We start from the raw sequence: 14,761 nt of genomic DNA, 5'->3' as shown, positions 1-14,761 counted from the left end.
TTAACTTCGAAGAATGGCCAAAATGGATAAATCGCAACCAAATTATGATGTTGTGGTCGTGGGTGGAGGCATGGTGGGTGCCGCCGCCGCGCTTGGGCTGGCACAAACAGGCTGGTCAGTGGCATTACTGGAACATGAGGCTCCGCAGCCGTTTGAGGCTGAAAGTGTGCCGGACTTACGGGTTTCCGCGATTGGATGCACCTCGGTATCCTTGCTGAAACAGCTCGGAGCCTGGCCGCAAGTGCAACAGATGCGCTATGCGCCTTATCGCCGATTGGAAACTTGGGAACAGCCGGGTTCTCAAGTTGTTTTTGATGCGGTGTCGCTGTCATTGCCTGAACTGGGTTTTATGGTCGAGAACCGGGTTTTGCAATTAGCGCTATGGCAACAGATGGCAACATGCCCTAATTTGACGTTACTGTGCCCGTCACGACTGCAAACAATGGTTAGAGTAGATGACCATTGGAAAATCACGTTAGATGCACAGCGAGAGATACAGAGCCATTTAGTGGTGGGTGCGGATGGGGCTAATTCTCTGGTACGCCGTTTAGCTGGGATTGGCATCCGCGGTTGGCAATATCGTCAGTCCTGTATGCTAATTACCGTCGAGACTGACACTGTTCAGCAAGACACTACCTGGCAGCAGTTTTTCCCTTCTGGCCCAAGAGCGTTCCTGCCATTGTTTGATAACTGGGCATCATTGGTTTGGTACGACAGCCCTCAACGTATTCGTCAGCTTCAGGCGTTGCCGCTGGCACAATTGAATCAAGAGATTGCTGCGGCTTTCCCATCCCGTTTGGGAACTGTCAACGCTATTGCCGCCGGTTCTTTCCCTTTGGTGCGCCGCCATGCGCAGCAATATGTGCAGCCGGGGTTGGTATTACTGGGCGATGCGGCACATACCATCAATCCATTGGCGGGGCAGGGGGTTAATCTGGGGTATAGGGATGTCGATGCGTTATTGGCGGTATTAAACCAAGCGCGGGAACAGGCTGAACTCTGGCACAGCGAGCAGGTATTGCTGCGTTATCAGCGCCGCCGCCGTACCGATAATTTGATTATGCAAAGTGGAATGGATGTATTTTACACCGCATTCAGTAATGACCTACCTGCGGTAAAATTTGTGCGTAATTTGGCGCTGATGGCGGCTCAGCGTGCGGGTAAGCTCAAGGAGCATGCATTGAAGTATGCACTAGGGTTGTAGGTATTTTAACAACTCGTCGCCAGAAATAGTTATTGCCTGGCGACGGTGGGCACGTTTCTTGTTCTTTTGTTGAATAGCAAAACTCAAATTTATCGCAGCGAAAAAACCTCATCACAGTGAAAAACAAAATGCAGAAAAGCAAAAAGCCCGCCGAAGCGAGCTTTTCTAAATTTGGCTGGGGTACGAGGATTCGAACCTCGGAATGCTGGAATCAGAATCCAGTGCCTTACCGCTTGGCGATACCCCAAAAATGGTGGCTACGACGGGAATCGAACCTGTGACCCCAGCATTATGAGTGCTGTGCTCTAACCAGCTGAGCTACGTAGCCATCTTAAAAACTTTAACCTGAAGAAATTGTATGGCTGGGATACCAGGATTCGAACCTGGGAATGCCAGGATCAAAACCTGGTGCCTTACCGCTTGGCGATATCCCAACTGAAATACAATTCTTTTTACTGACTTAGCACAACTGGAGTTCAACAGTATTTATGTTTAACCGTCTTTGTGTTTAACAACAAACCATTTAAGAGAAATGGCTGGGATACCAGGATTCGAACCTGGGAATGCCAGGATCAAAACCTGGTGCCTTACCGCTTGGCGATATCCCATCTACTGTGACAACCGATGAAAATGGTGCGGGAGGCGAGACTTGAACTCGCACACCTTGCGGCGCTAGAACCTAAATCTAGTGCGTCTACCAATTTCGCCACTCCCGCATACATAAAAATATGGTGGCTACGACGGGAATCGAACCTGTGACCCCAGCATTATGAGTGCTGTGCTCTAACCAGCTGAGCTACGTAGCCATCTTTTTTCTGCACAACCTTCATCGGCGTTGCGGGGCGCATTATGCGTATATGGCCGATTTGCGTCAACTAGTTTTTTCCCAAAAAAGCGTTGAAGGGGTCCGTTTGTTTGGCTTGTGAACAGTCTGGCGATTAAAACAGCACTTATGGTGATTAATTGTTGAATTTGCCCGCAAAAAAACAAGGCCACCCTAAGGTGGCCTTGAGAGCTTAATGGTTGATGCAGGAAGACTCACCCTGCTATCACATTCAGTTATTTATAAGCATCCTGATGCACCCCTACAGCGCGACCTGAAGGGTCATCCATGCTTTTGAATGATTCATCCCATTCAATTGCTTTAGCAGATGAACATGCTACAGAAGGGCCGCCGGGCACGCATTCCGCTGCACTTGGCAGAGGGAATAGCTCTTCAAAAATTTCACGATACAAGTAGCCCTCTTTGGAGGACGGCGTGTTGTATGGGAAACGGAAGTGTGCAGTTTCCATCTGTTGATCAGTGACTTGCTCGGCAGCTTTCTCTTTTAATGTATCAATCCAGCTGTAACCCACACCATCGGAGAACTGTTCTTTCTGACGCCATGCGACGCTATGCGGCAGGTAGGACTCAAAACATTCACGCAGGACATGCTTTTCCATTTTGCCATTACCGCACATTTTATCCTGCGGATTAATTCGCATCGCCACATCAAGGAAGTTTTTATCCAAGAATGGTACACGCGCTTCAACACCCCAGGCAGACATTGCTTTGTTGGCACGAGCGCAGTCATACATATGCAGGGCTAATAGCTTACGCACGGTTTCTTCATGCAATTCTTTGGCATTTGGCGCTTTGTGGAAATAGAGGTAGCCGCCAAATACTTCGTCAGAACCTTCACCAGATAGCACCATTTTGATACCCATCGCCTTGATTTTACGTGACATCAGGTACATTGGTGTTGAGGCGCGGATAGTGGTGACATCATAAGTTTCAATGTGATAAATCACATCACGGATAGCATCCAAACCTTCCTGCACGGTGAAGTGAATTTCATGATGCACAGTACCCAAATGGTTGGCGACCTCTTGCGCTGCGCGCAAATCAGGTGAACCTATCAAACCCACAGCGAAGGAGTGTAATTGCGGCCACCAGGCTTCACTACGTTCATCATCTTCTACGCGACGAGCAGCAAATTTTTTGGTGATAGCCGAAATAACCGAGGAATCCAGACCGCCAGATAGCAGCACGCCGTAAGGAACGTCGGACATCAGATGACTTTTAACCGCATCTTCTAACGCGTTTGCCAGTTCAACTTTATCGGTGACATTGTTTTTGACATTATCGAAATCAAACCAGTCGCGATGATAATACTCGCGGATTTCGCCATCCTGACTCCACAGATAGCTTCCGGCCGGGAATTCTTTGATAGTACGGCAAACTGGAACCAAGGCTTTCATTTCTGAAGCCACAAACATATTACCGTGCTCATCGTGGCCCATATACAGCGGGATAATACCCAGATGGTCACGGCCAATCAGGTAAGCGTCTTTTTCCGTATCGTACAGAACGAAAGCGAACATACCTTGCAGATCGTCAAGGAATTCAGGCCCTTTCTCCTGATACAGCGCCAGAATGACTTCACAGTCAGACCCTGTCTGGAATTCATAACGGTCGCCGTATTGCTGGCGTAATGCCTGATGATTATAAATTTCACCATTGACCGCCAGAATATGTGTGTGCGCCGCGTTAAACAGGGGTTGCGCACCGGTATTGACGTCAACGATAGATAAGCGTTCATGGGCGAGTATAGCTTTATCATTTGCCCACACACCTGACCAGTCTGGGCCGCGGTGGCGCATTAGACGTGACATTTCCAGCGCTTTTTTGCGTAACTCAATGGGGTCAGTTTTAAGGTCGAGGACCCCGAAAATAGAACACATAGTAATCTCCCTAACTTCTTTGCTTTGGCGGTGATGATGTTGAGTTTGAGTCGTTCATCGCTGGAACTATTTTTCGTTCACTTGCTATTGATTGATGTAAGCAATGCCCCATGACGATGCATTCATCCGAATAATTTGTAGAAAGTAATGCAAAAAACACGCCAATTTAGAGCGCGATAAATTTGTCGCTATAGCTGGCATGACGGTGAACACACATTACGAAAATGCGCCAAAATGGGGAGGATTGGCAAGAAACTTTGGTGCACTGCACTAAAAAAGTGCGTCGTACGATAAGGGGAGTATCACAAAAGGGTGTATGGCGGCCGGAACCGCCAACGAGAAATTAGATGATGTCAATTTCTGCAACAGATGGATAAACATAGCTCGGGCGGAATGGCATCGCTTCAATATCCGTTAATGTTGATACGCCGGAAAGAACCAAAATAGTCTCAAGACCCGCCTGGAAACCGGCCAAAATATCGGTGCGCAGGTTATCACCTACAATGACGGTACTTTCCGAGTGAGCCTGCATTTTATTGAGTGCAGCGCGGATAATCCATGGGCTAGGTTTGCCGACATAAAATGGTTTACGGCCAGATATTTTCTCGATAGGTGCGCACAACGCCCCACAGGCAGGCGCAAAGCCGTGGCCGTGGCTATCGGGATTGGTGGCAATAAAACGTGCGCCATTGGCGACGAAATAAGCTGCTTTATGCATCATGTCCCAGTTGTATGAGCGGGTTTCACCCACAATCACAAAATCAGGATTTATATCGGTAATGGTAAAGCCTGCTTTATACAATTCGTGAACTAATGCGCCTTCACCTACGACATAAGCTTTTTTTCCGTCCTGGCGACGCAGAAAATCAGCTGTTGCCATCGCCGAGGTATAAAAAGCACTTTCTGGCACTTCCAGCCCGGCAGAACTAAAACGATTAGCCAGATCCTGAGCGGTTTGTGACGGATAGTTGGTCAAAATAACCAACGGCATGCCGGCTTCTTGAATTCGGGCCAGAAAAACATCGGCGCCGGGGACGGGATGATTATCATGCAACAAAACACCATCGATATCGCAAATAACGCTTTTGATTGTCATTGTTTAAATTACTCTTTTAGCCGCAGCAATGAGTCACTATAACATGGTCGATAATGAAACTGACCCTGCCACTATCTTATCCCCGTCATCTTTCAAGATGCAGAGATATTGGCGGCCATCACTTAGCCAACTCATTGAGTTTCTCAACTCCTTGGGCTTATGTCGTTGCCGCCTACCTGCAACTCGAAATCTCTGGGGTGTATAAAGGATTAGTTTTCTAACAGGCGTTGCAATAATACACCGTTTAACATGGCGCGCTTGGCCAGTGCAAAAGCCCCAATAGCTGATTGATGGTCAAGCTGCGAGGTAACCACCGGTAGATTTTGGCGGAAATTTTTCAGCACTTGCGTATTGATGCAACCTTGAATAGCGGGGAGCAGGATTTTGTCGGCTTCAATGATTTCACCAGCAATCACCACTTTTTGCGGATTGAACAAGTTGATGGCGATAGAAATGGCTTTACCCAGGTAGCGGCCGACATGTTCAATCACCTCAGCTGCCAGTAAGTCACCTTTGTTAGCGGCTTTACAGATGGTACTAATATGGCAATCATCCAATGTTAACTTACTTGGATATCCCTGTGCGAGCAGGTGGCGTACACGGTTTTCAATTGCAGCATTCGATGCGACAGTTTCCAGGCAACCAAAATTACCGCAATAGCAACGCTCCCCCAATGGATCAATCTGGATATGACCGATTTCGCCTACGTTACCATTGCTGCCAAGAAATATTTGGCTGTTAACAATGATACCGGCACCGGTACCACGATGCAGACGAACCAAAATAGAGTCTTCACAGTCTCGAGTTGCACCAAAATAGTGCTCGGCCAGCGCCAAACTGCGTATATCGTGGCCGACAAAGCTGGTGACATTGAAACGATTTTGCAGATTTTCGACTAACGGCCAATTGCTAACACTGATATGTGGCATATAGCGCACGATACCTTTGCTCGGTTCTACCAGACCAGGGAGGATGACGGCGATCGCGATCAGTTCACGTAATTTGCGCTGATAAGCTTCAATGAACTGACTGATAATATTAAATAATGCATGTTCGAGAGTTTCTTGCGTACGCTCTGGCAGGGAATAATGCTCTTCACCCAGCGATTTACCGCTCATATCAAACAGCGTAATAGTGGCATCATGACGGCCCAGGCGGACAGCGATGGTATGGAACTGACGGTTTTCTGTCACGATAGATATCGCGCGGCGACCACCGGTGGAGGCTTGCTGATCGACTTCTTTGATCAGCCCGCGCTCCAACAGTTGACGGGTAATCTTGGTGACACTGGCGGGAGCTAGCTGGCTGAGATCGGCAATTTGAATGCGCGAAATCGGGCCTTGCTGGTCAATGAGCCGATATACCACGGCACCATTGAGTTGTTTCACAAGATCCACATTACCAATTTGTGACTGTCCGCCGGTGCTCATCAATAAAATTACTCGCTTATTTTAAAACCTCGTTACCATTAACGATGGTTTTAGTGATTTTATAATCGCGGGTAAAGGCAGTCAGGTTGGCCACTTTGCCGGCTTCAATACTTCCTAACTGCTTATCCACGCCAATCGCTCGGGCTGCATAAAGAGTGGCCATACGCAATGCTTCGTCCAGCGCGATGCCCACATGCTCAACACTATTTTGGACCGCTTCTATCATGGTCAGTGCTGAACCGCTTAATGTGCCATTTTCATCCACACATAAACCATCGCGATAGTATATTGTTTTACCAGCAAAAATAAATTGATCAATTTCAGCGCCTGCGGGTGCAGTTGCATCAGTTACCAGCACTAATTTCTCACCTTTCAATCGCTTAGCGTTGCGAATGTTAGCCCAGTCCACATGCAAACCATCCGCAATGACACCCGTATATACTTCCGGCGTATCAAAAATAGCCCCAATCAGGCCCGGTTCGCGCCCGGAAATGTAAGGCATTGCATTATATAAGTGCGTTGCAAAGCGAATTCCGGCAGCGAAACCTTGACGAGCTTGCTGATACGTCGCATTTGAATGACCGGAGGAAACTAAAATACCGGCTTCTGTCAGTTGATGAATATATTTGGTATCAACCATTTCCGGTGCCAAGGTCACTTTAGTGATCACATCAGCATTGGCGCACAGATAATCAATCATTTCGGCACTAGGTTGACGAATAAACGCTGGGTTATGAGTTCCTTTCTTCTGTGGGCTGATATAAGGCCCTTCCAGATGCAGACCTAACGCCTGATGCTGGTTTTTTTGCAGATATGAACGCATGACATTAATGCCGTGCTTCATATATTCATCACTGCAAGTAATTAGTGTCGGCAGGAAGCTGGTGCAGCCTGACTTTTCATTCGCGCGCTGCATAATTTCCAGCGTCTTTTCGGAGATGGCTTCAAGCGAATCATTGAATTGCACACCACCGCAGCCATTAAGCTGAACATCAATAAAACCGGGGGCCAGGATGGCGCCACCCAAGTCGCGTACCTCAATGCCAGCCGGAAGTTCATCGGCAGGACAGATACGTTCGATCAATCCGTTAGCCACGACAACAGCGTGATTATCCAGTACTTCATGGCTGGTATAAATACGGCCGTGAGTTAAAGCGTACATCTTAACCCCCTAATAACTGTTACAGATTCTTGATGTTTTCAGCTTCTAATTCGCTGAAATATTTTACCGTTTTAACCTTCAATTCCATAGTGGAAGGTTCATCGCACACCATGATGGCTTTCGCATGCAGTTGCAGGCAACTGATGGTCCACATGTGGTTGATGCTGCCTTCAACTGCGGCTTGCAAAGCTTGTGCTTTGCCGCGGCCAGTCACCAGAATCATCACTTCTTCTGCATCCAACAGAGTACCCACACCTACAGTAAGTGCATATTTCGGCACGAGATTTGCATCACCACCAAAGAAGCGTGAGTTAGCTTCGCGAGTTTCTTCAGTCAGCGTTTTGATGCGAGTACGAGAAGCTAAAGAGGACGCCGGTTCATTAAAGGCAATGTGACCGTCAACGCCTACACCCCCCATGAACAGGTGAATTTTGCCATAAGACTTAATCTTTTCTTCGTAACGGCGACATTCTTCATCGATATCAGGCGCATTACCATTTAGAAGATTGATGTTTTCAGCAGGGATATCTACATGATCAAAGAAGTTGCTGTGCATGAAGGTGTAGTAGCTTTCCGGATGCTCTTGCGGCAGCCCAACATATTCATCCATGTTGAAAGTGACCACATTTTTGAAACTCACTTCACCCGCTTTATACAGCGCAACCAAGTGCTTATACGCTTCCATCGGTGTGCCGCCAGTCGGCAGTCCCAGAACAAATGGGCGATCAGCGGTCGGTTTAAATGCATTGATGCGGTTAACGATATAACGTGCGGCCCATTTACCAACTTCTGTGGTGTTTTTCAGTGGGATAAGTCTCATCTTGCACCTCTTTGATTGCTAATAGTGGCTATACTCTACGCGGATTGAATCATTCAGCTAAGCGTAACTCAGATTTTGACTCATGCGTTGGTACAATGCTTTGTTCATTTTTCGAATGATAAAATAAGTTTTGTGTCATGGCTAGTCTATTGGTGCTTTTTGACTGGTTTTTGGTGACGTTTATCACAAAATAGGGGGTTTTAATTTGCGTTACGAAATAATTTTTTTACACTCCGAAATGAGCCATTTGTATCGTGAATAAATAGCGTGCTGTGAATAAATCGTGCTGTGAATAAATAAAGATGTGCCATGCGTTTTTCTAAAAGGTAGTGAATCAAATAAATAAACTACTTAAAGGGTCCGATAGCGGACGAATAGGGGGAAAGGTGAATATTCTTAGTTACTTGCAAAAAGTGGGTCGGGCTTTGATGGTCCCAGTGGCCACACTGCCTGCAGCCGCGATATTGATGGGTGTGGGTTACTGGATAGACCCGGTCAGCTGGGGGGGTGATAATGCGCTAGCGGCATTGTTTATCAAGTCCGGTGCCGCCATCATCGATAATATGTCAGTGCTGTTCGCCATTGGTGTGGCTTATGGTATGTCAAAAGATAAAGACGGTGCTGCTGCACTGACCGGCTTTGTCGGCTTCCTGGTGTTGACGACGCTGTGTTCGCCAGCCGCGGTTTCGATGATTCAAAAGATTCCCGTTGATCAGGTTCCAGCTGCCTTCGGCAAAATCAATAACCAGTTCGTGGGTATCCTGGTGGGTATCATCTCAGCTGAGTTGTACAACCGCTTCAGTGGCGTTGAATTGCCAAAAGCACTTTCCTTCTTCAGTGGTCGCCGTCTGGTTCCAATTCTGACGTCTTTCCTGATGATCGTGGTTGCCTTCATTCTGATGTACGTTTGGCCACTGATTTATAATGCATTGGTGACTTTCGGCGAATACATCAAAGATATGGGTTCTGTGGGTGCCGGTATTTATGCCTTCTTCAACCGCTTACTGATCCCCGTCGGCCTACATCACGCCTTGAACTCTGTGTTCTGGTTTGACGTTGCCGGTATTAACGATATTCCTAACTTCCTGGGTGGCCAACAGTCCATCGATAGCGGTAAAGCTGTAGTCGGTATCACTGGTCGTTATCAGGCTGGTTTCTTCCCAATTATGATGTTTGGTTTACCTGGTGCTGCGCTGGCGATTTATCACTGTGCGCGTCCGGAAAACAGAGCAAAAGTGGCCGGTATCATGTTGGCGGGGGCATTTGCTGCCTTCTTCACCGGTATCACTGAACCACTTGAATTCTCCTTCATGTTCGTTGCCCCTGTGCTGTACTTTATCCATGCCGTGCTGACTGGGGTTTCTGTGTTCATTGCAGCCAGCATGCATTGGATTGCAGGCTTTGGTTTCAGCGCCGGTCTGGTGGATATGGTGTTATCTTCCCGCAACCCGCTGGCGACCCATTGGTACATGTTGATCCCACAAGGTCTGGTGTTCTTTGCGATTTACTACCTGGTATTCCGTTTCACCATTAAGAAATTCAACTTGCTGACCCCTGGGCGTGAACTGGCGGTTGAAGGTAGTGAAGAAGATGGTTATGACGCCAATGTTGATAAAACTCCAGAAGTTAACGAAAGCGAAATTAATGGTCTGGCGCGTCGTTACATTGGAGCCATCGGCGGCTCAGATAACCTGACAGGGATTGATGCATGTATCACCCGCCTACGTTTGAATGTTAAAGATTCTGCATTGGTGAGTGACGGTATTGCCAAACGCTTAGGCGCTTCTGGTGTTATTCGTCTGAACAAACAAAGTGTGCAAGTGATTGTCGGTACTCGTGCGGAACTGATTGCTTCGGCAATGCGTAACGTGTTGGCCGGTGGCCCGGTTCCTGCGGCCAGTAGCTCCACTGCTCCTGTTGCGGCTAAGCCTCAGGCTGTCATTAACACCTCGAAAGCCGCCTCTTTGGTATTGGTTTCTCCGATTACCGGTGATGTAGTTGCTTTGGAAGAGGTTCCTGATGAAGCCTTTGCCAGTAAAGCTGTCGGTGAGGGTATTGCCATCCGTCCAACGGATAAAACTGTGGTTGCTCCGGCAAACGGCACCATCGTAAAAATCTTCAACACTGACCATGCTTTCTGTCTGGAAACTGAAACCGGCGCTGAGATTGTGGTACATATCGGGATTGATACGGTGAAACTGAACGGCCAGGGCTTTGCACGTCTGGTTGAAGAAGGTGCCACTGTAGTTGCTGGTCAACCGGTGCTTGAGCTGGACTTGGCCTACCTTAACGCTAATGCGCGCTCGATGATTAGCCCAGTTGTCGTTAGTAATATTGATGACTATGCCGGTATTTCGGTGTTGGCGAGTGGATCTGTGGTTGCCGGCCAAAGCCAGCTGTTTGAGATTCAGAGTAAATAATGAGTTTAAGATTCGCAGTGAAAAAGTGCTAATGTACTGAGTCACTGGTCTGAGTTTTAATCAAAGTAGCGGGAAGAGAGCCATCTCTTCCCGTTTTTTTGTTTTATTTCCGGTAACAAACGGTTGTTTCCGGGCCGGGCTTGTTGGATTATATGCGGTTATATTTGTTGCGTTTGCATTGAGGAATAGAACAATGAGTGAGGCAGAAGCCCGCCCGAGTAATTTTATCCGTCAGATTATTGACGAAGATTTAGCCAGCGGCAAACACACGTCGGTTCATACCCGCTTCCCGCCGGAGCCAAATGGCTACTTGCATATTGGCCATGCGAAGTCTATCTGCCTGAACTTTGGTATTGCACAAGACTACCAAGGGCAATGCAATCTGCGTTTCGACGACACCAACCCAGTGAAAGAGGACGTGGAGTTCGTCGAGTCAATTAAGCACGACGTAGAGTGGCTAGGTTTCACCTGGAGCGGTGATGTACGTTACTCCTCAGACTATTTTGACCAATTGTACCAGTACGCTGTAGAGCTGATTAACAAGGGCCTGGCGTATGTTGATGAATTAACGCCTGAGCAGATGCGTGAATATCGCGGCACCCTGACTGCGCCGGGTAAAAATAGCCCGTATCGCGACCGCAGTGTGGAAGAGAATCTGGCGCTGTTTGAAAAAATGCGTGCAGGTGGCTTTGCGGAAGGTACCGCATGCTTGCGCGCAAAAATTGACATGGCGTCGCCGTTTATTGTGATGCGTGATCCGGTGTTATATCGCATTAAGTTTGCCGAGCATCACCAGTCTGGTAACAAGTGGTGCATCTACCCGATGTATGATTTCACTCATTGCATTTCTGATGCGATTGAAGGGATTACGCATTCACTTTGTACTTTGGAGTTCCAGGATAACCGTCGCTTGTATGATTGGGTGCTAGATAATATTTCTATTGAATGCCATCCACGTCAGTATGAGTTCTCTCGTCTGAATCTCGAATATTCCATTATGTCTAAGCGTAAGCTGAATCTATTGGTGACCGAGAAGGTCGTCGAGGGCTGGGATGACCCGCGTATGCCAACCATTTCTGGTTTGCGTCGCCGTGGTTACACCGCAGCATCAATTCGTGAATTCTGCCGCCGTATCGGTGTTACCAAGCAGGATAATAACGTTGAGATGATGGCACTGGAATCCTGTATCCGGGATGATCTGAACGAAAATGCACCACGAGCTATGGCTGTTCTGGATCCAATCAAAGTGGTTATCGAGAATCGTGCGGCAGGGGAAGAGTGGCTGACCATGCCAAATCATCCTAATAATCCGGACATGGGCACCCGTCAGGTACCTTTCGACAGTGAGATTTATATCGATCGCGCTGATTTCCGTGAAGAAGCCAATAAGCAATACAAGCGTCTGGTGCTGGGTAAAGAAGTGCGCCTGCGTAATGCTTATGTCATCAAAGCCGAGCGTGTTGAGAAAGATGCCGAAGGCAATGTGACGACACTTTATTGCAGCTATGACGCCGAAACTTTAAATAAAGACCCTGCCGACGGCCGTAAAGTAAAAGGGGTTATCCATTGGGTTTCTGTTAAGCATGCATTACCTGCTGAAATCCGTTTATATGACCGTTTGTTTAGTGTACCAAACCCAGCGGCGGCGGAAGACTTCTTGTCTACCATCAACCCAGAGTCTTTGATTATCCGTCAGGGTTTTGTTGAGCCAAGCCTGGCTGATGCAGTTTCAGAAAAAACTTATCAGTTTGAACGTGAAGGTTATTTTTGTGCTGATAGCCACTATTCACGCCCAGATGCATTAGTGTTTAATCGCACCGTCGGTCTGCGTGATACTTGGGCTGCTAAGGTGACTAACTGATCTAGTCCCTGGATTTACCTTAATTGGCGTGGCTTAGTCCACGCCTTTTTTATCTCTGTCGAACAGTTATTGTTAGTTTTACTAAACACAGCCCTATCCTTGCAATTTCCTCTCCTTCCCATCCTATTCTTTGGTCAATCTCAACTGATTGCATTATTTTCTCTGCATTGAACGGCTGCCTGTAAGTCTTTCTTAAATATTCGCTTTACGAATTAACTAAAGAAATAGCGCTATTTATTCAGGATAAATCCTCTGCTTTATTGCTTCAGCTGAAACCATTCAAGATGTCAATATGAGACTATTTCTCTTTAGGGATGTCATGTTATGCATTGTTTTTTAAGCTTTTGTGAGATCTGTAATATTTTTTCACAGTTATGTGCTCATTGTCATACTTTGAATAATTAGCTTTATTTTTGATTGATAATTCGCGTCGCGAAAAATAGTCTGTATTCCAGCAGCAATCTTCGCCAGTGCGAATTTCGACCGCGAAGTTGGTTTTTTTATGAACAACTGCTGGTGGAGGTTTCTTCCCAGCAAAACTTTACCCACTAGGGTTTTTTGAGGCTAAACCTGTGAGCTGTGGTGGACATAGGGGCGGCACTTTAAATGTGATGTCAAAGAGGAATTTTTTCATATGGTTACGCACGGTGCTAAACGTAAAACATTAGCGCTCGCAGTCGCGGGTGCATTGTTAGGAACGGGGTTTATGGTAGCCCCAGATGCCAAGGCAGAAGGCTTTGTTGATGATTCATCACTGACGGGTGGTATTTACTATTGGCAGCGTCAGCGTGACCGTAAGGATTTAACGCCAGGTAGCGCAGAGTATGGCAAGTATGTTGCTAACCTGCATCACTCCACATTTAACGCCAACCTGGACTTCTCTTCCGGTTATGCCGCAGATATGTTCGGTATCGACTTAGCCGCTTTCGGCGCAGTTGAAATGACCAACAGTGGTCCAGCTGCACCAAACGAAATTGGTTTCAGTGATGCCAAAACCCGTTGGGACGAAAAATGGACCGGCGATAAGAGTGGTGTGAGTATTTACAAAGCCGCAGCCAAATTCAAATTAGGTGATTTCTGGGCGCGTGGTGGCTATATCCAACCGACTGGGCAGACCCTGCTAGCGCCACACTGGAGTTTTATGCCGGGCACCTACCGCGGTGCTGAAGGTGGTGTGAAATTTGATTTTGATACGGCGGGGGCACTGTCCATGTCATACATGTGGACTGATGAATATAAAGCGCCGTGGTATCAGAACATGTACAACTTCCGTCAAGCTGATGGCAAAACTGGTATCAGTTATCTGCACTCAATTGGCGCAAAATATGACTTTAAAAACAAGCTAGTACTGGAAGCAGCATTCGGTCAAGCCAAAGATTACATGGACCAATACTTTGCGAAAGCCTCTTATGCTTTCCCGGTAGCGGGTAATGATCTGCGGACGTCTTACCAGTTCTATGGTGCAAAAGACAAAGTTGATGGCGGTTTTAAAGATGTTAATGACGTCTATGACGGTCTTGCCTGGTTACAAGCATTGACCTTGGGTTACACCACCGGGCCATTCGATTTGCGTCTGGAAGGGACTTGGGCCAAAGCTGACGGCAACCAAGGCTACTTCCTGCAACGTATGACTCCGGGCTACGCCACCTCCAATGGTCGCTTAGACGTGTGGTGGGATTCGCGTTCTGACTTTAACGCCAACGGTGAAAAAGCATTGTTTGGTGGCGTGATGTATGACCTGAAAAACTGGAATTTAGCCGGTTGGTCAGTTGGGACTTCCTATGCTTATGGGTGGGATGCCAAACCGAGTACCAATCCAATTTATGATCAAAATACCCGTTTGAAAGAATCTGCATGGAACTTTGACATTCTTTACACCCTGCAAGAAGGCCGTGCGAAAGGCACATTATTCAAACTGCATTACACCATGTACGACAACCACACCAATATCCCAAGCTATGGCGGCGGTTTCGGCAACGTATTCCAGGATGAAAAAGACGTTAAATTCATCGTGATTGCACCATTTACGATCTTCTGATTTTCC

Annotated in this window: 9 protein-coding genes and 6 tRNA genes; 4 read left to right on the top strand and 11 right to left on the bottom strand. The window is 47.3% G+C overall.

The window, feature by feature from the left end; all coding sequences use genetic code 11:
- Positions 1 to 22 precede the first annotated feature (22 nt).
- Complete coding sequence (ubiF, locus tag ACF3VQ_RS14730; RefSeq protein WP_392431890.1) at positions 23 to 1,204, top strand: 3-demethoxyubiquinol 3-hydroxylase; 1,182 nt, start codon at positions 23 to 25, stop codon at positions 1,202 to 1,204.
- A gap of 172 nt (positions 1,205 to 1,376) precedes the next feature.
- On the opposite strand, the gene ACF3VQ_RS14725 is transcribed toward ubiF, so the two are convergent.
- The 11 genes from ACF3VQ_RS14725 to nagB all read right to left on the bottom strand — a co-directional run bounded on the left by ACF3VQ_RS14725 (position 1,377) and on the right by nagB (position 8,436).
- A tRNA-Gln gene (locus ACF3VQ_RS14725) sits at positions 1,377 to 1,451 on the bottom strand.
- Between the two features lie 4 nt (positions 1,452 to 1,455).
- Positions 1,456 to 1,532: transfer RNA gene (locus ACF3VQ_RS14720), tRNA-Met, on the bottom strand.
- Positions 1,533 to 1,563: 31 nt separating this feature from the next.
- Positions 1,564 to 1,638, bottom strand: a tRNA-Gln gene (locus ACF3VQ_RS14715).
- Positions 1,639 to 1,737: 99 nt separating this feature from the next.
- Positions 1,738 to 1,812, bottom strand: a tRNA-Gln gene (locus ACF3VQ_RS14710).
- Positions 1,813 to 1,835: 23 nt separating this feature from the next.
- Positions 1,836 to 1,920, bottom strand: a tRNA-Leu gene (locus ACF3VQ_RS14705).
- Between the two features lie 13 nt (positions 1,921 to 1,933).
- Positions 1,934 to 2,010 (bottom strand) — tRNA-Met (locus tag ACF3VQ_RS14700).
- Positions 2,011 to 2,263: 253 nt separating this feature from the next.
- Entirely contained in the window at positions 2,264 to 3,928 is a 1,665-nt protein-coding gene (gene asnB / locus ACF3VQ_RS14695; protein ID WP_075336646.1) for an asparagine synthase B, read from the bottom strand.
- A 343-nt stretch (positions 3,929 to 4,271) separates the two neighbouring features.
- Positions 4,272 to 5,024, bottom strand: coding sequence for an HAD-IIA family hydrolase (locus tag ACF3VQ_RS14690; protein ID WP_005167939.1), 753 nt, complete (start codon positions 5,022 to 5,024; stop codon positions 4,272 to 4,274).
- A gap of 209 nt (positions 5,025 to 5,233) precedes the next feature.
- Complete coding sequence (locus tag ACF3VQ_RS14685) at positions 5,234 to 6,454, bottom strand: N-acetylglucosamine repressor (protein WP_392431887.1); 1,221 nt, start codon at positions 6,452 to 6,454, stop codon at positions 5,234 to 5,236.
- A gap of 16 nt (positions 6,455 to 6,470) precedes the next feature.
- A complete protein-coding gene (gene nagA / locus ACF3VQ_RS14680) occupies positions 6,471 to 7,616 on the bottom strand; it encodes an N-acetylglucosamine-6-phosphate deacetylase (RefSeq protein WP_392431885.1) in 1,146 nt (381 codons plus the stop codon).
- A gap of 19 nt (positions 7,617 to 7,635) precedes the next feature.
- Positions 7,636 to 8,436: a glucosamine-6-phosphate deaminase gene (gene nagB / locus ACF3VQ_RS14675; protein ID WP_005163359.1), complete on the bottom strand. Its 801-nt coding sequence runs from the start codon at positions 8,434 to 8,436 to the stop codon at positions 7,636 to 7,638.
- 386 nt (positions 8,437 to 8,822) lie between these two features.
- On the opposite strand from nagB, the gene nagE reads away from it, so the two are divergent.
- From nagE to ACF3VQ_RS14660, 3 genes are all read left to right on the top strand, one after another.
- Positions 8,823 to 10,856: an N-acetylglucosamine-specific PTS transporter subunit IIBC gene (nagE, locus tag ACF3VQ_RS14670; RefSeq protein WP_392431883.1), complete on the top strand. Its 2,034-nt coding sequence runs from the start codon at positions 8,823 to 8,825 to the stop codon at positions 10,854 to 10,856.
- A 193-nt stretch (positions 10,857 to 11,049) separates the two neighbouring features.
- Positions 11,050 to 12,717, top strand: a complete 1,668-nt coding sequence (gene glnS / locus ACF3VQ_RS14665; protein ID WP_392431882.1) for a glutamine--tRNA ligase — start codon at positions 11,050 to 11,052, stop codon at positions 12,715 to 12,717.
- 634 nt (positions 12,718 to 13,351) lie between these two features.
- Entirely contained in the window at positions 13,352 to 14,755 is a 1,404-nt protein-coding gene (locus ACF3VQ_RS14660; protein ID WP_392431880.1) for an OprD family outer membrane porin, read from the top strand.
- Positions 14,756 to 14,761: the final 6 nt, after the last annotated feature.

The organism is Yersinia fenwicki (genome assembly GCF_043099325.1).
Taxonomy (GTDB): domain Bacteria; phylum Pseudomonadota; class Gammaproteobacteria; order Enterobacterales; family Enterobacteriaceae; genus Yersinia.
This window is presented reverse-complemented; position numbering and strand designations above follow the sequence as displayed.

Bases quoted from the DNA above. Each gene is read 5' to 3' on its own strand.
- nagB (WP_005163359.1), bottom strand. From the start codon at position 8,436: ATGAGACTTATCCCACTGAAAAACACCACAGAAGTTGGTAAATGGGCC.
- ACF3VQ_RS14685 (WP_392431887.1), bottom strand. From the start codon at position 6,454: ATGAGCACCGGCGGACAGTCACAAATTGGTAATGTGGATCTTGTGAAA.
- ACF3VQ_RS14690 (WP_005167939.1), bottom strand. From the start codon at position 5,024: ATGACAATCAAAAGCGTTATTTGCGATATCGATGGTGTTTTGTTGCAT.
- ubiF (WP_392431890.1), top strand. From the start codon at position 23: ATGGATAAATCGCAACCAAATTATGATGTTGTGGTCGTGGGTGGAGGC.
- ACF3VQ_RS14660 (WP_392431880.1), top strand. From the start codon at position 13,352: ATGGTTACGCACGGTGCTAAACGTAAAACATTAGCGCTCGCAGTCGCG.
- glnS (WP_392431882.1), top strand. From the start codon at position 11,050: ATGAGTGAGGCAGAAGCCCGCCCGAGTAATTTTATCCGTCAGATTATT.
- nagA (WP_392431885.1), bottom strand. From the start codon at position 7,616: ATGTACGCTTTAACTCACGGCCGTATTTATACCAGCCATGAAGTACTG.
- asnB (WP_075336646.1), bottom strand. From the start codon at position 3,928: ATGTGTTCTATTTTCGGGGTCCTCGACCTTAAAACTGACCCCATTGAG.